This window comes from Conchiformibius steedae (assembly GCF_014054725.1).
In the GTDB taxonomy this organism is placed as follows: Bacteria; Pseudomonadota; Gammaproteobacteria; order Burkholderiales; family Neisseriaceae; genus Conchiformibius; species Conchiformibius steedae.
In genome coordinates this window covers 225,568-245,016 of record NZ_CP059563.1, presented here as the reverse complement: position 1 = coordinate 245,016, position 19,449 = coordinate 225,568, and the positions used below count along the sequence as shown (strand labels likewise).

The 19,449-nt window shown below is 50.3% G+C and carries 12 protein-coding genes, 2 tRNA genes and 3 rRNA genes; 15 read left to right on the top strand and 2 right to left on the bottom strand.

The features are described 5' to 3' along the window. The first annotated feature begins 68 nt into the window (after nt 1-68). The 11 genes from H3L98_RS01560 (at nt 69) to H3L98_RS01510 (ending at nt 11,732) form a co-directional block, all read left to right on the top strand. Nucleotides 69-959 (top strand): OmpA family protein, encoded by an 891-nt coding sequence (locus tag H3L98_RS01560; RefSeq protein ID WP_027022444.1) that lies wholly within the window; start codon nt 69-71, stop codon nt 957-959. A 78-nt stretch (nt 960-1,037) separates the two neighbouring features. Continuing rightward, nucleotides 1,038-1,583 carry an L-threonylcarbamoyladenylate synthase gene (locus H3L98_RS01555; RefSeq protein WP_034333779.1) on the top strand — a complete coding sequence of 182 codons (546 nt, stop codon included), beginning with the start codon at nt 1,038-1,040 and terminating at the stop codon, nt 1,581-1,583. A gap of 286 nt (nt 1,584-1,869) precedes the next feature. Then, nucleotides 1,870-3,410: ribosomal RNA gene (locus tag H3L98_RS01550) — 16S ribosomal RNA — on the top strand. A gap of 64 nt (nt 3,411-3,474) precedes the next feature. Next, nucleotides 3,475-3,551 (top strand) — tRNA-Ile (locus H3L98_RS01545). 42 nt (nt 3,552-3,593) lie between these two features. Then, a tRNA-Ala gene (locus H3L98_RS01540) sits at nt 3,594-3,669 on the top strand. Nucleotides 3,670-3,997: 328 nt separating this feature from the next. Continuing rightward, nucleotides 3,998-6,883: ribosomal RNA gene (locus H3L98_RS01535) — 23S ribosomal RNA — on the top strand. A 74-nt stretch (nt 6,884-6,957) separates the two neighbouring features. Beyond that, nucleotides 6,958-7,070: ribosomal RNA gene (rrf, locus tag H3L98_RS01530) — 5S ribosomal RNA — on the top strand. The 16S, 23S and 5S rRNA genes sit together here with 2 tRNA genes alongside, the layout of an rRNA operon. Nucleotides 7,071-7,130: 60 nt before the next feature. Then, a complete protein-coding gene (gene coaD, locus H3L98_RS01525) occupies nt 7,131-7,643 on the top strand; it encodes a pantetheine-phosphate adenylyltransferase (protein ID WP_027022421.1) in 513 nt (170 codons plus the stop codon). Then, entirely contained in the window at nt 7,643-8,356 is a 714-nt protein-coding gene (locus tag H3L98_RS01520) for a DUF4184 family protein (protein WP_027022420.1), read from the top strand. The genes coaD and H3L98_RS01520 overlap by 1 nt, the downstream gene beginning before the upstream one ends. 139 nt (nt 8,357-8,495) lie before the next feature. After that, nucleotides 8,496-10,769 (top strand): 5-methyltetrahydropteroyltriglutamate--homocysteine S-methyltransferase, encoded by a 2,274-nt coding sequence (gene metE / locus H3L98_RS01515; protein ID WP_027022419.1) that lies wholly within the window; start codon nt 8,496-8,498, stop codon nt 10,767-10,769. A 126-nt stretch (nt 10,770-10,895) separates the two neighbouring features. Further along, a complete protein-coding gene (locus H3L98_RS01510) occupies nt 10,896-11,732 on the top strand; it encodes a hypothetical protein (RefSeq protein ID WP_027022418.1) in 837 nt (278 codons plus the stop codon). A gap of 101 nt (nt 11,733-11,833) precedes the next feature. Here the strand turns inward: H3L98_RS01510 and H3L98_RS01505 are convergent, their stop codons facing one another. Then, entirely contained in the window at nt 11,834-12,286 is a 453-nt protein-coding gene (locus tag H3L98_RS01505) for a hypothetical protein (protein WP_027022417.1), read from the bottom strand. A 279-nt stretch (nt 12,287-12,565) separates the two neighbouring features. Between H3L98_RS01505 and pepN the strand changes: the two genes are divergently transcribed. The 3 genes from pepN to H3L98_RS01490 all read left to right on the top strand — a co-directional run bounded on the left by pepN (nt 12,566) and on the right by H3L98_RS01490 (nt 17,702). Further along, a complete protein-coding gene (pepN, locus tag H3L98_RS01500) occupies nt 12,566-15,205 on the top strand; it encodes an aminopeptidase N (protein WP_027022416.1) in 2,640 nt (879 codons plus the stop codon). A 179-nt stretch (nt 15,206-15,384) separates the two neighbouring features. Next, entirely contained in the window at nt 15,385-16,197 is an 813-nt protein-coding gene (locus H3L98_RS01495) for a YoaK family protein (RefSeq protein WP_027022415.1), read from the top strand. Between the two features lie 149 nt (nt 16,198-16,346). Then, nucleotides 16,347-17,702 (top strand): pentapeptide repeat-containing protein, encoded by a 1,356-nt coding sequence (locus H3L98_RS01490; protein WP_051532126.1) that lies wholly within the window; start codon nt 16,347-16,349, stop codon nt 17,700-17,702. Nucleotides 17,703-17,862: 160 nt separating this feature from the next. Here H3L98_RS01490 and dapD read toward each other — a convergent pair whose 3' ends face one another. Continuing rightward, the gene (gene dapD / locus H3L98_RS01485; protein WP_027022414.1) at nt 17,863-18,681 is read right to left on the bottom strand and encodes a 2,3,4,5-tetrahydropyridine-2,6-dicarboxylate N-succinyltransferase; all 819 of its coding nucleotides are present in this window, start codon (nt 18,679-18,681) and stop codon (nt 17,863-17,865) included. A gap of 130 nt (nt 18,682-18,811) precedes the next feature. On the opposite strand from dapD, the gene H3L98_RS01480 reads away from it, so the two are divergent. Then, on the top strand, nt 18,812-19,273 hold the full coding sequence (locus H3L98_RS01480; RefSeq protein WP_027022413.1) for a low molecular weight protein-tyrosine-phosphatase: 462 nt from the start codon (nt 18,812-18,814) through the stop codon (nt 19,271-19,273). Nucleotides 19,274-19,449: the final 176 nt, after the last annotated feature.

The following is a 19,449-nucleotide window of genomic DNA, read 5'->3' as shown; positions in this document are numbered from 1 at the left end:
CTGACTTTTGACTGAAGCGGTCTGTGCGGCAAGTGCAGACCGCTTGTAAGACAAACAAGGAATTTCAAATGAAAACATACATGAAAAAGTGGGCGTTGCCGTTGGCTGCCGCTGCCGTATTGTCGGCTTGTGCTTCTTCCGGCACTTATGTTCATGCCGACGGTTCGGCAGACGAATTGGTTTGGCCCAATCCCGAAAGCACCACCTTTAACAAAGACCGTGGTACTTTTCCCAATGTGGAAAATCTGAAACAAATCCGCAGCGGCATGAGCAAAGACCAACTGTATTACCTGATTGGTCGTCCGCAGTTTAACGAAGGCTTCCGCGTTACCGAATGGAACTACCTGTTTCACTTCAATACGCCAGGGCAAGGCACGGACGGTGTAACCACCTGCCAATACAAAGTTTTGTTTGACAAAAATAAATTTGCCCGCAACTTTTATTGGAAAGCGGTTGACCCTGTGAACGCCGTTTGTCCGCCTGAAGTACCGCAGCCCAAACCCGTTCCCCAGCCCACGCCCGAGCAGCCTGCGCCGCACCGCTTTACCTTGTCCGCAGACGCATTGTTCGTCTTCGACAAAGGCGATGAAGCCAATATGCTGCCCAAAGGCAAAGCCGAGCTGGACCAACTGGCTGCCGAATTGCGCCGCTTCCCACGCATTGACCAAATCCGCATTATGGGTCATACCGACTACTTGGGCACCGATTACTACAACATGATGTTGTCGCAACAACGTGCCGAAACCGTCCGCCGCTACCTGTATGCCCGCGGCGTACCGCGTGGTCTCATGCTGGCATTCGGTATGGGTGAAGGCTATCCCGTGAAACAATGTACCAATAACGGTAACCGCACCGAACTGATTGCCTGCTTGCAGCCCAACCGTCGTGTAGAAATTGAAGTAAATGGTATTTCTGCCAGCGGTAACAACGGCAACCAAGGCATCAGCCTGCCCCGTTAAACCTCTTTTGTAGTCCCATAAACCGATGCCCCGAAACCCTTTTCGGGGCATTTTTTTAATGATTTCAGCCAACTGATAATGAGAATTCCCCCCCATATTGTCCGCCACCTGCGCCGAGGCGGCATCGCTGCCTATCCCACTGAATCCTGTTACGGCATTGGCGGATTGCCCAACCATCCCCGTGTTGTCCGCCAAATTATTCGTTTGAAAAAACGTCCACAACATAAAGGCTTGATTGTCATTGGTGCCAATATAGCCCAATTGCAAAAACACCTGCAAACCTTGTCCCCGTCCGTCCGCCAACAACTGGAACACATTTGGCCCGCACCCGCCACCTATATTTTGCCCGCTCATGCCCGTGTATTGCCCCAATTGCGCGGACGACGGCGCAACGGTCTTGCCGTCCGCATTCCCGACCACCCACTAGCTCGCGAACTGTGCCGTCAAGCCCGCAGCGCCCTTATTTCCACATCATGCAACCGTGGCGGACAACGCCCCTGCCGCAGTGTTCGCGAAGTTCGCCGCCGTTTTGGGCGACAAATCCCCATAATTCGCGGCATCATCGGCAAACGCAAACGCCCCAGCGACATCATCGATTGGCAAAACGGCACACGTTTGCGCTAATTTTTCCAATTTAAATTTGTTAAAAAATAAATTGTTGCAAAATTCTGTAAACTTTTTTATAAATTGTCCTTGCCAAGATTTAGCAAAGTGCGTATAGTTCGGTTTTTCGCTGCTGCGACATTAGTTTTCTGGTTGTGGTAGCCATTTTTATTGCTCTTTAACAGTTGATTACCGATAAGTGCGGATATTTGTCCGCACTGCCAAGATTGACGAGTACACAGTAATTTTGTTTGTTGTGTTCTTGTCGGTTTTTTTGAGCAGACCAGAAGTTATTAAGTTAGAGATTGAACATAAGAGTTTGATCCTGGCTCAGATTGAACGCTGGCGGCATGCTTTACACATGCAAGTCGAACGGCAGCGGGGAAGTGCTTGCACTTCTGCCGGCGAGTGGCGAACGGGTGAGTAATGCATTGGAACGTACCGGGTAATGGGGGATAACTTGCCGAAAGGTAAGCTAATACCGCATACGCTTTAAGAAGGAAAGCGGGGGATCATCTGACCTCGCGTTATCCGAGCGGCCAATGTCTGATTAGCTAGTTGGTGGGGTAAAAGCCTACCAAGGCAACGATCAGTAGCGGGTCTGAGAGGATGATCCGCCACACTGGGACTGAGACACGGCCCAGACTCCTACGGGAGGCAGCAGTGGGGAATTTTGGACAATGGGCGCAAGCCTGATCCAGCCATGCCGCGTGTCTGAAGAAGGCCTTCGGGTTGTAAAGGACTTTTGTACGGGAAGAAAAAGTTGTGGCTAATACCCATGACTGATGACGGTACCGTAAGAATAAGCACCGGCTAACTACGTGCCAGCAGCCGCGGTAATACGTAGGGTGCGAGCGTTAATCGGAATTACTGGGCGTAAAGCGGGCGCAGACGGTTATTTAAGCAGGATGTGAAATCCCCGGGCTCAACCTGGGAACTGCGTTCTGAACTGGATAGCTAGAGTGTGTCAGAGGGGGGTAGAATTCCACGTGTAGCAGTGAAATGCGTAGAGATGTGGAGGAATACCGATGGCGAAGGCAGCCCCCTGGGATAACACTGACGTTCATGCCCGAAAGCGTGGGTAGCAAACAGGATTAGATACCCTGGTAGTCCACGCCCTAAACGATGTCAATTAGCTGTTGGGGTGCTTGACACCTTAGTAGCGTAGCTAACGCGTGAAATTGACCGCCTGGGGAGTACGGTCGCAAGATTAAAACTCAAAGGAATTGACGGGGACCCGCACAAGCGGTGGATGATGTGGATTAATTCGATGCAACGCGAAGAACCTTACCTGGTCTTGACATGTACGGAAGAGCGTAGAGATATGCTTGTGCCTTCGGGAACCGTAACACAGGTGCTGCATGGCTGTCGTCAGCTCGTGTCGTGAGATGTTGGGTTAAGTCCCGCAACGAGCGCAACCCTTGTCATCAGTTGCCATCATTAAGTTGGGCACTCTGATGAGACTGCCGGTGACAAACCGGAGGAAGGTGGGGATGACGTCAAGTCCTCATGGCCCTTATGACCAGGGCTTCACACGTCATACAATGGTCGGTACAGAGGGTAGCCAAGCCGCGAGGCGGAGCCAATCCCAGAAAACCGATCGTAGTCCGGATTGCACTCTGCAACTCGAGTGCATGAAGTCGGAATCGCTAGTAATCGCAGGTCAGCATACTGCGGTGAATACGTTCCCGGGTCTTGTACACACCGCCCGTCACACCATGGGAGTGGGGGATACCAGAATTGGGTAGGGTAACCGAAAGGAGCCCGCTTAACACGGTATGCTTCATGACTGGGGTGAAGTCGTAACAAGGTAGCCGTAGGGGAACCTGCGGCTGGATCACCTCCTTTCTAGAGAAAGCGGTCAAGTATCCGCACTTATCGGTAATCATGTTAGATGCAAGAAAAAGACCTTGGGTTTGTAGCTCAGCTGGTTAGAGCACACGCTTGATAAGCGTGGGGTCGGAGGTTCAAGTCCTCCCAGACCCACCAAACTGCTTAAAGCCGTTTGAAAGACCCAAACTGAAGAATACTGGGGGCATAGCTCAGTTGGTAGAGCACCTGCTTTGCAAGCAGGGGGTCATCGGTTCGATCCCGTTTGCCTCCACCAAATATCAGGTATTTCATCAGATATTAAATAAAGCTTTTGCAAATAAAAGCGGATTAAGGTAAAATAGTCTGTTTTTATTTGCAAAAATAATTGCATCGCTCTTTAACAAATCGGAAGCCGAAATCAACAAACAAAGACAATGTTGGTTGTAAATATAAATATATTTCAACCACAGTAATTTGGGTGATGATTGTATCAATTGTTCCTGAACACAAAAGGCAGGAACAATTCACAACAAAGCAGTAAACTGTATCAAAGTAAGGTATCTGAAGTTTGTTCTGGTCGTCAACGCCAAACAAACGAAGTCAACAGGTACTTCAAATGATAGAGTCAAGTAAATAAGTGCATCAGGTGGATGCCTTGGCGATGATAGGCGATGAAGGACGTGTAAGCCTGCGAAAAGCGCGGAGAAGCTGGCAATAAAGCAATGATACCGCGATGTCCGAATGGGGAAACCCACACACTTTAGTGTGTATCACAGAGTGAATACATAGCTCTGCTGAAGCGAACCCGGAGAACTGAACCATCTAAGTACCCGGAGGAAAAGAAATCAACCGAGATTCCGTAAGTAGTGGCGAGCGAACACGGAAAAGCCTGTGCGTAATAATGGCAGTGTTAGGAAAAGGACTTGGAAACGTCCGCCATAGTGGGTGATAGCCCCGTATCCGAAAACACTATCATGGTACTAAGCGCACGAAAAGTAAGGCGGGACACGTGAAATCCTGTCCGAAGACGGGGGGACCATCCTCCAAGGCTAAATACTCATCATCGACCGATAGTGAACCAGTACCGTGAGGGAAAGGCGAAAAGAACCCCGGGAGGGGAGTGAAATAGAACCTGAAACCTGATGCATACAAACAGTGGGAGCCCTGTATAGGGTGACTGCGTACCTTTTGTATAATGGGTCAACGACTTACATTCAGTAGCGAGCTTAACCGAGTAGGGGAGGCGCAGGGAAACCGAGTCTTAATAGGGCGAACAGTTGCTGGGTGTAGACCCGAAACCGAGTGATCTATCCATGGCCAGGATGAAGGTGCGGTAACACGCACTGGAGGTCCGAACCCACGCATGTTGCAAAATGCGGGGATGAGCTGTGGATAGGGGTGAAAGGCTAAACAAACTCGGAGATAGCTGGTTCTCCCCGAAAACTATTTAGGTAGTGCCTCATGTATCACTTCCGGGGGTAAAGCACTGTTATGGCTAGGGGGTCATTGCGACTTACCAACCCATGGCAAACTAAGAATACCGGAAAGTGCAATCATGGGAGACAGACAGCGGGTGCTAACGTCCGTTGTCAAGAGGGAAACAACCCAGACCGCCGGCTAAGGTCCCAAATGACAGATTAAGTGGTAAACGAAGTGGGAAGGCACAGACAGCCAGGATGTTGGCTTAGAAGCAGCCATCATTTAAAGAAAGCGTAATAGCTCACTGGTCGAGTCTTCCTGCGCGGAAGATGTAACGGGGCTCAAATCTGTAACCGAAGCCGCGGATGCTAGTTTACTAGCATGGTAGGGGAGCGTTCTGTAAGCCTGTGAAGGCAGCTTGTAAAGGCTGCTGGAGGTATCAGAAGTGCGAATGTTGACATGAGTAGCGATAAAGCGGGTGAAAAGCCCGCTCGCCGAAAGCCCAAGGTTTCCTACGCAACGTTCATCGGCGTAGGGTGAGTCGGCCCCTAAGGCGAGGCAGAAATGCGTAGCCGATGGGAAACGGGTTAATATTCCCGTACTTTGATTCAATGCGATGTGGGGACGGAGAAGGTTATGCTGGCAGACTGTTGGAATAGTCTGTTTAAGCTGGTAGGCAGAGGAAGTAGGCAAATCCGCTTCCTTAATGCCGAGACGTGATGACGAGCAACCACGGTTGCGAAGCAGCAAATACCACGCTTCCAGGAAAAGCCACTAAGCTTCAGTTGAATCAGAACCGTACCGCAAACCGACACAGGTGGGCAGGATGAGAATTCTAAGGCGCTTGAGAGAACTCGGGAGAAGGAACTCGGCAAATTGATACCGTAACTTCGGGAGAAGGTATGCCCTTTTAGGTGAAGGACTCGCTCCGTAAGCCAAAGAGGGCCGCAGAGAATAGGTGGCTGCGACTGTTTATTAAAAACACAGCACTCTGCTAACACGAAAGTGGACGTATAGGGTGTGACGCCTGCCCGGTGCTGGAAGGTTAATTGAAGATGTGCAAGCATCGGATCGAAGCCCCAGTAAACGGCGGCCGTAACTATAACGGTCCTAAGGTAGCGAAATTCCTTGTCGGGTAAGTTCCGACCCGCACGAATGGCGTAACGATGGCCACACTGTCTCCTCCCGAGACTCAGCGAAGTTGAAATGGTTGTGAAGATGCAATCTCCCCGCTGCTAGACGGAAAGACCCCGTGAACCTTTACTGCAGCTTTGCATTGGACTTTGAAGTCACTTGTGTAGGATAGGTGGGAGGCTATGAAACAGAAACGCCAGTTTCTGCGGAGCCGCCCTTGAAATACCACCCTGGTGGCTTTGAGGTTCTAACCCAGATCCGTCATCCGGATCGGGGACCGTGCATGGTAGGCAGTTTGACTGGGGCGGTCTCCTCCCAAAGTGTAACGGAGGAGTTCGAAGGTTACCTAGGTCCGGTCGGAAATCGGACTCATAGTGCAATGGCATAAGGTAGCTTAACTGCAAGACCCACAAGTCGAGCAGGTGCGAAAGCAGGACATAGTGATCCGGTGGTTCTGTATGGAAGGGCCATCGCTCAACGGATAAAAGGTACTCCGGGGATAACAGGCTGATTCCGCCCAAGAGTTCATATCGACGGCGGAGTTTGGCACCTCGATGTCGGCTCATCACATCCTGGGGCTGTAGTCGGTCCCAAGGGTATGGCTGTTCGCCATTTAAAGTGGTACGTGAGCTGGGTTTAAAACGTCGTGAGACAGTTTGGTCCCTATCTGCAGTGGGCGTTGGAAGTTTGACGGGGGCTGCTCCTAGTACGAGAGGACCGGAGTGGACGAACCTCTGGTGTACCGGTTGTGACGCCAGTCGCATCGCCGGGTAGCTAAGTTCGGAAGGGATAAGCGCTGAAAGCATCTAAGCGCGAAACCCGCCTGAAGATGAGACTTCCCTTGTGGCTTGACCACATTAAAGGGTCGTTCGAGACCAGAACGTCGATAGGCAGGGTGTGGAAGCACAGCAATGTGTGGAGCTAACCTGTACTAATTGCCCGTAAGGCTTGACTCTATCATTTGAAGTACTTAATCAGTTTACTGAAATACATCATTACCCAACAGCGGCTTCCGATTTATCCTTTTATGTTTGGCGGCAACAGCGCTGCGGTACCACCCCTTCCCTTCCCGAACAGGACCGTGAAACGCAGCTGCGCCGATGATAGTACGGATCCCCGTGCGAAAGTAGGGCACCGCCAAACTCCTTATTCATAAACCCCCTGAACCTTGTTTTCAGGGGGTTTTTAACTGGAATAAACATCATGCAGCAGCCTACCGTATTGCGCCGTGCCGTATATGCAGGCAGTTTTGACCCGCCTACCAATGGTCATTTGTGGATGATTGCCCAAGCGCAGCAGCTTTTTGATGAACTGATTGTGGCGATTGGCGTGAATGCTGACAAAAAAAGCACTTATACTGTGGCAGAACGGCAGCAAATGTTGCAGGATATTACCGCACAGTTTGCCAATGTTCGGATTGCGGCGTTTGAAAATGATTTTTTGGTGAATTATGCCGATTCGGTAGGGGCACGTTTTATTGTGAGAGGCATTCGCACGGGTGCTGACTACGAATACGAACGCGCCGTGCGTTACATCAATGCCGATTTGCAGCCCGAAATCCGTACCGTATTTCTGATGCCCCCGCGTGAAATCGCCGAAATTTCTTCTACAATGGTAAAAGGTTTGGTGGGGTACAAAGGTTGGCGACAAGTGTTGTTGCGCTATGTGCCCGATGCAGTTTACCAAAAAATATTAATGGATAATCAGGAACGCTGATGCCGTTTACTTTAGCTCATCCTGCGGCAGTATTGTGTTTGCCCGAAAAACCGTTTTTGCATCGTGGTGCATTGGTTTTGGGGGCAATGTCGCCTGATTTTATTTATTTTTTACAGGGTAGGGCGGCGAATGGTTTCGGGCATACCCTATTGGGTGCTTTGTGTCTGAATCTGCCCTTGGTGTGCTTGTTTTATGCGCTGTATCGTTGGCGTTTGCGGGCAGTGGCGATGGCTTATTTACTGCAAACGTGGGCGTTTGATGTCCCTGATACATCAGCAAAAACAAGAGGGCAGCGTGTACTTGTGTTTTTGTCATCTGCGTTATTGGGCATGGCAACCCATGTGTTTTGGGATGCCTTTACCCATCAGGGTGCATGGTTTGTAGAGCATATTTCTTTTTTAAACAGTAAGCTAATTGGGTTGCCTGTTTATAAATGGCTGCAATACAGTGGCGGAATTTTCGGTTTGGCGTATGTGGCTTGGGTGTGGCGCAAAACGGTGCAACGTTATCCTGCGCCACGCCTGCGAGCGCGAGCACAGAAGCGGTGTTTTTGGGCAATATTGGGTATTTTTACTTTGATTGTAATGGGAATTTGGCAGTTTTGCTTTCCCGTTAGTGCATTGGCGACACAGATTATCCGTTTAATTGATTGTGTGGTAGTACTGTGGTTGGCGGTGGCGTGCCTGAATCGTCAAATACCCGACAGCCGATAATGCGTGATGTTTGGAATATGAAAAAAATTCATATTGGAAATGCAAAATTATCATTTGCATTCATTGTGAAAACACGCCAATATCGCGCCTTGAGAATTTTTGTGTTCCCCGTGTGTGGGGATTTTATAAGGAATGATTTATGAATACTTTTCATCTTTCAGGTTATCCGCGCATCGGTGCGAAACGCGAACTGAAATTTGCTGTTGAAGCTTTTTGGAAAGGCGATAAAACCGAAGCCGAATTGCAAGCCGTTGCGGCTGATATCCGCCGTGGCAACTGGGCGACTCAAAAAGCAGCGGGTGCAGATTTGTTGCCCGTAGGCGATTTTTCTTTTTATGACCAAGTGTTAGATTTGCTGTGTACTTTGGGCGCGATTCCCAAACGTTTTGGTTTTGACCCCGCAAAACTGACTTTGCCTGAATATTTCCAATTGGCGCGTGGTAATGCCACTCAGTTTGCCATGGAAATGACCAAATGGTTTGATACCAACTACCACTATATCGTTCCCGAATGGCATGCGGATACCGAGTTTTCGGTAAACGCGCAAAACCTGATTGCCCAAATCAAAGAAGCCAAAGCTCAAGGTCATGATATTAAGCCGACTTTGTTAGGTCCTGTTACTCTGCTGTGGCTGGGTAAGGCAAAAGGCGAGGGCTTTAAACGCATCAGCCTGTTGCCGAAATTGTTGCCTGTGTATGCACAATTGTTGCGCGAACTGGCAGCGGAAGGCGTGGATTGGATTCAAATTGATGAGCCGATTTTGTCTGCCGATGCCGATGCCAATTGGATTAAAGCCGTTGAAACGGCTTATAAAGAGCTGACCAATACGGGTGTTCGCATTATTATCGGGACTTATTTTGCTTCTGTTGCCGAGCATTTGAACCTGCTGAAAGCCCTGCCTGTTCACGGTGTGCATATTGATGCGGTGCGTGCGCCCGAGCAATTGGATGTGTTTGTGGCGAATTGGCCTGAAAACAAAGTATTGTCAGTGGGTTTGATTGACGGTCGCAATGTGTGGCGCGCCAATTTGAGCAAAGTGATTGATACTTTGAAACCCGTACAGGAAAAATTGGGCAATAATTTGTGGATTGCGCCGTCTTGCTCGCTGCTGCACAGCCCGCAAGATTTGGCAGTAGAAGAAAAATTAGACCCCGAAATCAAAAACTGGATGGCGTTTGCCGCGCAAAAACTGGTGGAATTGGGTGTGGTGAAACAGGCGTTGGCACACGGTAAAGACAGCGTAAAAGAAGCGATTGCCGCTTCCGATGCTGCTGCTGCCGACCGTGCCACCAACAAAAAAATCCACAATGAAGCGGTACAAAAACGCGTTGCCGAGTTGCCTGAAGGCGCAGACCAACGCAAATCGCCGTTTGCCGAGCGCATCAAAGCGCAACAGGCTTGGATGAACCTACCTGTTCTGCCGACGACCACCATCGGTTCTTTCCCGCAAACCACCGAAATCCGCCAAGCACGCGCCGCCTTTAAAAAAGGCGAGTTGTCTGCTGCCGATTACGATGCAGCGATGAAGAAAGAAATCGCCTACTGCGTTGAAGTACAAGAAAAACTGGAATTGGACGTACCCGTTCATGGCGAAGCCGAGCGCAACGATATGGTGGAATACTTCGGCGAACAACTGGCGGGCTACTGCTTCAGCCAATTCGGTTGGGTGCAAAGCTACGGCAGCCGCTGCGTGAAACCGCCGATTATTTTCGGCGACGTTTCCCGCCCCGAGCCGATGACCGTTTATTGGTCGCAATACGCGCAAACCCTGACCAAACGCCCGATGAAAGGCATGCTGACCGGTCCTGTTACCATGTTCAAATGGTCGTTTGTGCGCGATGATGTGCCTTTGAGCGTGGTGGCTAAACAAATCGCTTTGGCATTGAACGATGAAGTGTTGGATTTGGAAAAAGCGGGTATTAAAGTGATTCAGATTGACGAACCTGCCATCCGCGAAGCCATGCCGCTGAAAAAAGCGCAATGGGACGAGTACTTGGCTTGGGCGTGTGAAGCCTTCCGCCTGTCCAGCACGGGCGCTGAAGACAGCACGCAAATCCACACCCATATGTGCTATTCCGAGTTTAACGACATTCTGCCTGCGATTGCCAGCATGGATGCGGACGTGATTACCATTGAAACTTCACGTTCTGATATGGAATTGCTGACTGCGTTTGGCGATTTCAAATACCCCAACGACATCGGTCCGGGCGTGTACGACATTCACAGCCCGCGTGTGCCGACTGCTGCCGAAGTGGAACACCTGTTGCGTAAAGCGATGGAAGTTGTGCCTGTTGAGCGTTTGTGGGTGAACCCCGATTGTGGTTTGAAAACACGCGGTTGGAAAGAAACCATTGAGCAGTTGGAAGTGATGATGGATGTAACCAAAAAACTGCGTGCGGAATTGAATAAGTAATCCCCGTATTGCTTTAAGCAGCCGTCCGAACATGGTGTTCGGGCGGTTTTTTGTCTCCAGAAATACCTGCCTGAAACAGAAAATCCGTTTAAAATAACTGTTTTATTCAGCCCTAGGATACGCAATATGAATCATGAAATATGGCAACAATGGCAACAATCGGAAGTGTGTTTGTTGAACGAACCTGCAGAATGCCCTGCACGGGACAGTTCGGTTTGGATGCGCCAAGCATGGCTGTTGTTTAAACGGCGCAAGTGGACATGGATGATGATGGTTGGGATGTATTTGTTGATTATCATACTGTGTATGTGGGGAGTGGCAGGTTTTTTGGTAGGGAAAATGCCGCAGCATGCCGAAATATTGAAATCGCTTGCTTTGCCGCTTGAGGTGGTCTGTATTGTGCTGCTGACGGGCGGAATGATGATTTCCGCCGCATCGTTGGCAGAAGATAATAATTTAAAATTTGTTTATTTGTTTTCGGGGTTTCAATATCAGTTAAAGCCTTTATTGCTGTTGTCGTTTATTCTGATGGCATGGGTGGTGCTGATGGTTGGAGGGGTGTTGTGGTTGGCAGGTATGCTTCCGCCGAAATCGGCTTGGTTCTGGGTGTTAATTGTGTTTTTTATACTGTTTGTCATGCTGACAATGGGTATGTGTGTGTTTTCAATTGTATTGGTGGTATTGCATGATATTAAGCCTTTTCAAGCCTGTGTGATGAGTGTGCGTGCTTTTTTCCTGAATCTTGCTGTTTTTGTTAGGTTGGTTGCGGTGTGGAAGGCTTTATTGATTGTGGTGGGCTGTGTGCTGGGGATGGTGGGATGGTTGTTGGCTGTGTGGTTGGAGGAGCTGGCAATGTTGCTGGTGTTTTTGGCTGTGCCTGTGGTATTGACGATTGCAGCATTGGCGGTTTTGCAAATGTACACCGCTTACCGCAATGTTTGGACCAATCTGCCGATGGAATAAGGCTGATATCAAGCGATGCCGCCGCCCTTTGGGGCGGCGTTTTGCTGTGTAATACTACTGTTTTTGGGAAAAATACCTTTAAAACAGCCCAAAAAGCATGATTAAGACGAATAGGTAATAACCAACCAATTATTGGCAGCAGCGTGTTTAAATAGGCGTGTGATATTGTTGAAAATATAAACTTGTTCTTCAAATGAATAGTGAAAATCTTCGTCGTTTTCTTCGCAGTACTTCCTAATCTCGCTTCCCCAGTTTACCCCTTCAAATGCCGCTGCGATTGCTTGAACGGCATCATGGTCATACCAACGGGCGTCGCCATCGTCAGCCATAGGTGCCAAAACGTCATGTTTTTTTGCTTTGAAGTAAAAAGATTGGGCAAGATGATGGTTTTCAACCAGCTCTACAAATTCATCGGAAAACTCTTGGGTACTGGTACCGAGAGGTGGATTACTACGCTCTTCGGCAAGTTCGTTAAATTTGTCGTTGTCTTGGTTTTGAACAATGTCGTTAAACTCTTCTTCAGAAAGAGAAAAGAAATAGAAAGCATAAGACATAAAGCACCTCAAATGGCGTGGGGAAAAGCATATCTTATGCGATATGTTTTTTTGTTGTCAATAAAATAGAAAGCGGCGACGTTTCAGGCTGCTTGAAAAATTTGTACAATAGGGTACTGCTTTTTTCATCCACATTCCTTTTCGGTTTGAAACCCCGCCGTTTATGGCGGTAAAATCAGCTTTTTTATTCGGTTGGGGTGTAAGCCCGTCCGAATCAGGGCAACACATAGGGCTGTGCTGGATGTTCAGCTCTGTGTGTTGAAACATTAGGAAAATTCTATGAGCCAAACAGCCAAATACCTAAAAGACTACCGCGCCCCCGATTATCGTATTCCCGAAATCCGTTTGCGTTTTGATATTCATCGCGACCATACTTTGGTAACTGCCGAATACGCGGTTGAGCCGCAAAGCGGCGCGGGCGATTTGCGTTTGCACGGCAGCGCCGAACTGGTGGGGCTGATGGTAAACGGACGTATGTTGCCCGAAACCGAATACCGTTTGGAAAATGAAATGTTGGTGGTGCATCGTGCGCCTGCACAGCCGTTTACCTTTAGCGTGCAAACCAAGCTGTTTCCCCATCAAAATACCACGCTGATGGGCTTGTATCAAAGCGGCGGTAATCTGTACACCCAATGTGAACCCGAAGGTTTCCGCAAAATCACGTTTCACCCCGACCGCCCTGATGTGATGAGTGTCTATACCACCGAAATTCACGCCGACAAAGCCCGTTTTCCCGTGTTGCTGGCAAACGGCAACCGCATTGACGGCGGCGATTTGCCCGAAGGACGCCATTTTGCCGTGTGGCACGACCCGTTTGCCAAACCGTCTTACCTGTTTGCGTTGGTGGCAGGCGATTTGGCGTGTACCCGCGACCGCTTTACCGCCGCAGACGGACGCGAAATTGCCTTGGAATTTTACACCCGCGCCGAAGACCAAAACCAAGTGGGCTTTGCCATCGAGTCGCTCAAACACGCCATGCGCTGGGACGAAACCCGTTTCGGGCTGGTGTATGATTTGGATATCTACATGGTGGTGGCGGTGGGCGACTTTAATATGGGCGCCATGGAAAACAAAGGTTTAAATATTTTTAATACCAAATATGTGCTTGCCGATGCCCGTACTGCCACCGATGATGATTTTGACGGCGTAGAAAGTGTGATTGCCCACGAGTATTTTCACAACTGGACGGGCAACCGTGTTACCTGTCGCGACTGGTTTCAGCTTTCGTTAAAAGAAGGACTGACCGTGTTCCGCGACCAAGAGTTTTCCGCCGACCGCAGCAGCCGCGCCGTGCGCCGCATCCGCAATACCGCTTTGCTGCGCCGTCATCAATTCCCCGAAGATGCAGGTCCAATGGCACACCCTGTCCGTCCTGCCAGCTATGTGGAAATGAACAATTTTTACACCATGACCGTGTATGAAAAAGGCGCGGAAGTGGTGCGTATGTATCATACCCTATTGGGCGAAGAGGGTTTCCAAAAAGGCATGAAGCTGTATGTTCAACGGCATGACGGACAAGCCGTAACCTGCGACGATTTCCGCGCCGCGATGGCAGATGCCAACGGCATGGATTTGGCGCAATTTGCCCTGTGGTACAGCCAAGCGGGTACGCCTGTTTTGGACGTTTCGGGCAGTTTGAACGGTCAAGGCGCGTATGTTTTGCGTATCAAACAAAGTATTCCGCCCACCCCCGATATGCACGACAAACAGCCGATGATGATGCCCGTTAAAATCGGTTTGTTGGACGACACGGGCGCAGCTGTAGCCTTTTCCCTGCCAAACAGCGGGGAAAGCGTTACCGAAGCAGTATTGCTGCTGACCGAATCCGAACAAGAATTTGTTTTAGAAGGGGTAAATGTTAATGTTACGCCCTCACTGCTGCGTGGCTTTTCTGCGCCCGTGCGCCTGAATTTCCCTTACAGCGATGCACAACTGGCTTTGCTGCTGGCACACGACAGTGACCCGTTTGCCCGTTGGGAAGCAGGGCAGACCTTGTTCCGCCGCGCCGTCGCCGCCAATGAGCAGGCATTAACCAAGCAGCAGGATTTGCCCGCGCATGATACGCTGTTTGATGCCTTGGCGCACGTTATCCGTGCCGAGATTGACCCTGCTTTAAAAGCGGAATTATTGACCGTTCCCGCCGAAGAAGAATTGTGGGGCAGCGAAAACATCCATCCGCTGAACGTGCATCATGCCCGCGAAGCCTTGCTGAATGCCTTGGCAGTGCGTTTCCAAGACGATATTTTGGCTTTAAACCTGCAAGCCAAATCCGCCGAAGAAAACGCTGCTGTGCCAAATCCTTATGATTATTATCCCGAACAGGCAGAATGGCGCACCCTGCGTAATGTCTGCCGCAGTCTGCTGTTACGCGCCAATCCGCAGGAACAAATGGAATATGTGTTTGAGCATTATGATGAAATGTCGAAAAACATGACCCACGAATGGGGTTTGCTTGCTGCCGTGAATCATGTGGACGACCCGCGCCGTGATGCGCTGTTGGCGCGTTTTGCCGAAAAATTTGGCGAACACGCGCTGGTGTTGGACAAATATTTTGCCCTGATTGCCAGCAGCCGCCGCGACGACACGCCCGCACAAGTGCAAGCTGCCTTGCAACATCCTGCGTTTGCGCCCACCAATCCGAATAAAGTTCGCGCCCTGATTGGCACGTTTGCCCGCAATAACCGCCATTTTCATGCGGAAAACGGCGCAGGTTACCGTTTTGTTGCTGAAAAAGTGCGCGAAACCGATGCGTTGAATCCGCAAACGGCAGCGGTGTTGGCGCGAACGGCGTTTAGTGTGTGCCAACGCCTTGAGCCGCACCGCCGCTCCCTGATGACTGCCGAGCTGCAACAGCTTGCTGCGTGGGACGATTTGTCTAAAGACACGCGCGAGATTGTGGAAAAGATTTTGGCTGGATAAAAAAACGCTGTGCCTGCGAGCCACACATCTGTGTTTCAATGATGTGTGGCTTTGCTTTGGTGGGCGCAGTGTTGTTTTTTAACCAATCCATGCCGTACTTTGGTGCATAAGCTGCCGCAAAGCGGGCAAATTGCTGTATCATGGACAGTTTATCATCAACCCTGCGGATTAGGTCTGATATGTCCGCGCGCGCCGACAAACCACGCCATGCCCGCCATCCGTTTTGGCAGGCAGATAAACCTTATTTGCATCATCAGCATATTTCCGATGTGCGTTTCCGTATGCTCGGTTATGTGATGGCGTTTTTGGCAGGTGGCATCAATGCGGGCGGTTTTTTTGCGGTGGCGGCTTATACCTCGCACGTTACGGGTGCGCTGTCGCACGCGGCAGACGGGGTATTTGAAGGCGAATGGCTGATGGCGTGGACGGCATTGGCGGGGGTGATGTCGTTTGTTTTGGGCGCGGCGCACGCCAATTGGACGGTGCTGTGGGCAAAACGGCAGCGTTTCCGCAGCAGTTACGGTTTGTCGATGTGGCTGGAAGCGGTGTATTTGCTGCTGTTCGGTTTGTTGGGGACGATGCTGGAACGGGTGGATGCAGCGGCAGTACAGCTTACCTTGTTGTTTTTATGCTTTATTATGGGTATGCACAATACGGTGATGACGGTGTTGTCGGGTGGGGCAATCCGTTCTACCCACATGACGGGCACGGCAACGGATTTGGGCATTGAGCTATCTAAAGTGCTGTATTACCGCCGTAAAAATCATCCGCGTTTGCCTGATGTGCGGGTGAGCCGTCCAAAAATTAAATTGTTTACTGGTTTGATGGCGGCGTTTTTTGCTGGTGGCGTAGTGGGGGCGTGGGGCTACCGTCAAATCGGTTATCATTTTACCCTGCCGATGGCGGCGCTGCTGTTTGTGTTTGGTGCGGGTTCGGTGGGCTATGATGTGCGGATTCGGGTAAAATGGCTGCTGCTGAAGCGGCGACGTTAGGCATGGTTTGAAATAAACACATAAAAATAAATGGTTTGACTGCCAAATCGCATGATGCGGCAGTTTGGAAGGGGCTGTCCCGTTTGGGACGACACGCAGGCAGGGCGTGATACCGTGTGCCGTGCGGCAAAATATCGGAGCAAAATCTTATGACACAGCAAAACACCTTAAGCAGCAAAGCCTTGCGCGTGATTTTGCAAGAGCATTATCTGTGGCTGATTAGTGGCGGCAAAGACGGCAAACGTGCCGATTTGTCGGGGCATGTGCTTTCGGGCATGAATCTGGTTGCCGCCAATTTGGAAAAAGCCGTTTTGGAAGGCACGGTGCTGGAAGCCGCCGATATGCGCCGCGCCAATCTGCGCGAAGCCAATTTGCAAGGTGCGGGTTTGCAGCGTGCCAATTTGCGCGGTGCCGATTTGCGCGATGCCAATTTGCGCGGCGCGTATTTGCGCGATACCAATTTGCAGGGCGCGTATTTGCGCGATACCAATCTGCAAGGCGCGTATTTGCGCGAAGCCAATTTTCAAGGCGCGTATCTGCGCGACACCAATTTAAAAAGTGCCTATTTGCGCGAAGCCAATTTACAGGGCGCACATTTGTGGCGCACCGATTTGCGCGGTGCGGATATTCAAACCGTGCGTTTTCAATCGGCGCTAATGGACAATGTGATTGGCGTACCGTTTCGCGATACCCCTGAAAACATCAAGCGCATTATTGACGGTTTTGACCAACAAATTAAAGATTTGCAAGACCGTGTGCGCGATGCCGAAAGCGTGTTCAGTGTAACGGGCGCAAGCGAAGCCGAGCGTCAGGAAGAAATACGCGAGCTTCAGGACAAAATCTCGCTGTTAAACGAAGCCAAAAAACAGCGCGAAGAAGGTTTGGCACAAAAGCAGGAAGAAGCCGCAGAACTGCAACGTCAGATGCAGCGTTTGGAACAGCGCACCCGCCGCGCCCAAAAAGCCCTGATTGATTCCTTGGACAATGTGGAAACGCGCATGAGGGCAGGCAGCCGTTTTGCCTTTTTCAGCGGTTTGGCAGGTACGTTGGTGTTGGCAGCAGATGTGGCGATTATTTTATCGCCGTTGTGGTCGGCGTGGAGTCAGGGCATGACTGCCGATGCGGTGGTGTATCTGCTGTTTAACAAATTGGGACCGTGGAGCGTGGTGTTTTATGTGATTCCTGCGGTGGTGCTGGTGTTGGTGTCGGCGGTGCTGTTTTATCAACAGCGAAAATTATTGGCAGAAGTGCGCTATTATGCGGTGGTGAAACATCAGATTGAAGTGTTTGCAGGATTGCTGGACGCAGCGCAGCATACCGCTTCGGGCTGGGACGACCCGCACCGTGCTTCTGAATATGTACATGAAACCTTTACCCGCATCCGCGATAATCTGTTGCAGGAATTGGGCGATGCTTTCCCTGTGCCTGATGTATCGGTGTTTGACGACAAAACAGACGGTTCGCCTGAAGACATGGAAAATAAAGAATCTGCCGATTGGGTATAAAATATAGTTGATTAAAATTGCAACGATACGGCGTTGCCAACGCCCTGATGTACTTATCGTACACGGCGGGCGTTGTCGCCTTGTCTCGTTTTTATTTTTATCAACTATAAAAACCGAATTCTGTTGGGAATTCGGTTTTCTTATTTTTAAAATTTTAAACTTATACGCCGCGCAATAATTCGTTTACGCTGGTTTTGGCGCGGGTTTGCGCATCCACTTTTTTCACAATCACGGCGCAATACAGGCTGTGGCTGCCGTCTTTGCTGGGCAGGCTGCCTGAAACAACCACCGAACCCGCAGGTACGCGACCGTAATGGATTTCGCCTGTTTCGCGGTCGTAAATTTTGGTAGATTGTCCGATATACACGCCCATGGAAATCACGCTGCCTTCTTCCACAATCACGCCTTCCACGATTTCGGAACGTGCGCCGATAAAGCAGTTGTCTTCAATAATGGTGGGCGAGGCTTGCAAAGGCTCTAACACACCGCCGATGCCCACGCCGCCGCTCAAATGCACGTTTTTACCGATTTGGGCGCACGAACCGACAGTCGCCCAAGTATCTACCATTGTGCCTTCGTCCACAAACGCGCCGATGTTGACATAAGAGGGCATCAACACCACGTTTTTGCCGACAAAGCTGCCGCGACGCGCCACCGCACCCGGTACGGCACGGAAGCCCGCTGCCTGAAACTGTTCGGGTGTCCACTCGGCGAATTTAGTCGGCACTTTGTCAAAATATTTGTTTACACCGTCGTCAGCCACTTCGTTATCAGCGATGCGGAACGACAGCAAAACGGCTTTTTTCGCCCATTCGTTTACCACCCACGCGCCGTCTTTTTTCTCGGCAACGCGCAAGCTGCCTGAATCCAGTTGGCGCAGGGTTTCTAATACTGCTTCTTTGACTTCGGCAGAGACGGTGGCGGGGGTGATGTCGGCGCGGTTTTCAAACGCCGTTTCAATAATGTTTTGCAAAGACATGGTTTATCCTTTGATGGGGGAACGCAAAAGCAGGGATTGTAACGTAAAACCACTGTTTTTTGTGTTTTAAGCAGATGCCTGCCAAGGGGTATAATGTGGCTCTTTTGAAAATGCTATGAAATCGGAAAAGATGGAAAACAAAAAGGTTTTATTTGTGTGCTTGGGTAATATTTGCCGTTCGCCGATGGCGGAATACCTGTTCCGCGAAATTGCCGCGCAGCGCGGTTTGCCCGTGCAGTGCGCCAGCGCGGGCACTTCGGGCTGGCACGACGGCGAATTTATGCATTGCGGCACGGCGGATATTTTGGACGGTTTGCAGATTGACAGCAAAGGCTTTACCAGCCGCAAATTGCGCGATGCGGATTTTGCCGAATACGATTATTTAATCGTGATGGACGACAATAATCTGCGCGATGTACGGGCGCGTTTTGGCACGCACGACAAAATTTTTAAGATAACCGATTTATGCCCCGATTGCGGCTACGACCATGTGCCTGACCCGTGGTACACGGGTAATTTTGTGGAGACGCGGGATGTGCTGACACGCTGTTGTACGGCGTTGGCAGAGGCTTTGCAGCAGGGGAAACGCTAGATAATAAAAAAACGGGGGCAGATGCCCCCGTGGTTTTTAGTAAAACATTCCGCCTTTCTTGCCACCCGTACCCAAATAGCGTTTGGGGTTGGAACTGTATTCGGAAACGCTGTGTTTTTTGTGTTCGGCTGCTGCTTCGGCTTCAGCACGGGCTTGGGCTTCGGCTGCGGCGGCAG

Excerpts from the sequence above, each read along its gene's own strand:
- H3L98_RS01510 (WP_027022418.1), top strand. The coding sequence starts at position 10,896 with ATGAATCATGAAATATGGCAACAATGGCAACAATCGGAAGTGTGTTTG.
- H3L98_RS01490 (WP_051532126.1), top strand. The coding sequence starts at position 16,347 with ATGACACAGCAAAACACCTTAAGCAGCAAAGCCTTGCGCGTGATTTTG.
- H3L98_RS01560 (WP_027022444.1), top strand. The coding sequence starts at position 69 with ATGAAAACATACATGAAAAAGTGGGCGTTGCCGTTGGCTGCCGCTGCC.
- coaD (WP_027022421.1), top strand. The coding sequence starts at position 7,131 with ATGCAGCAGCCTACCGTATTGCGCCGTGCCGTATATGCAGGCAGTTTT.
- H3L98_RS01495 (WP_027022415.1), top strand. The coding sequence starts at position 15,385 with ATGTCCGCGCGCGCCGACAAACCACGCCATGCCCGCCATCCGTTTTGG.
- metE (WP_027022419.1), top strand. The coding sequence starts at position 8,496 with ATGAATACTTTTCATCTTTCAGGTTATCCGCGCATCGGTGCGAAACGC.
- H3L98_RS01520 (WP_027022420.1), top strand. The coding sequence starts at position 7,643 with ATGCCGTTTACTTTAGCTCATCCTGCGGCAGTATTGTGTTTGCCCGAA.
- pepN (WP_027022416.1), top strand. The coding sequence starts at position 12,566 with ATGAGCCAAACAGCCAAATACCTAAAAGACTACCGCGCCCCCGATTAT.
- H3L98_RS01480 (WP_027022413.1), top strand. The coding sequence starts at position 18,812 with ATGGAAAACAAAAAGGTTTTATTTGTGTGCTTGGGTAATATTTGCCGT.
- H3L98_RS01505 (WP_027022417.1), bottom strand. The coding sequence starts at position 12,286 with ATGTCTTATGCTTTCTATTTCTTTTCTCTTTCTGAAGAAGAGTTTAAC.
- dapD (WP_027022414.1), bottom strand. The coding sequence starts at position 18,681 with ATGTCTTTGCAAAACATTATTGAAACGGCGTTTGAAAACCGCGCCGAC.
- H3L98_RS01555 (WP_034333779.1), top strand. The coding sequence starts at position 1,038 with ATGAGAATTCCCCCCCATATTGTCCGCCACCTGCGCCGAGGCGGCATC.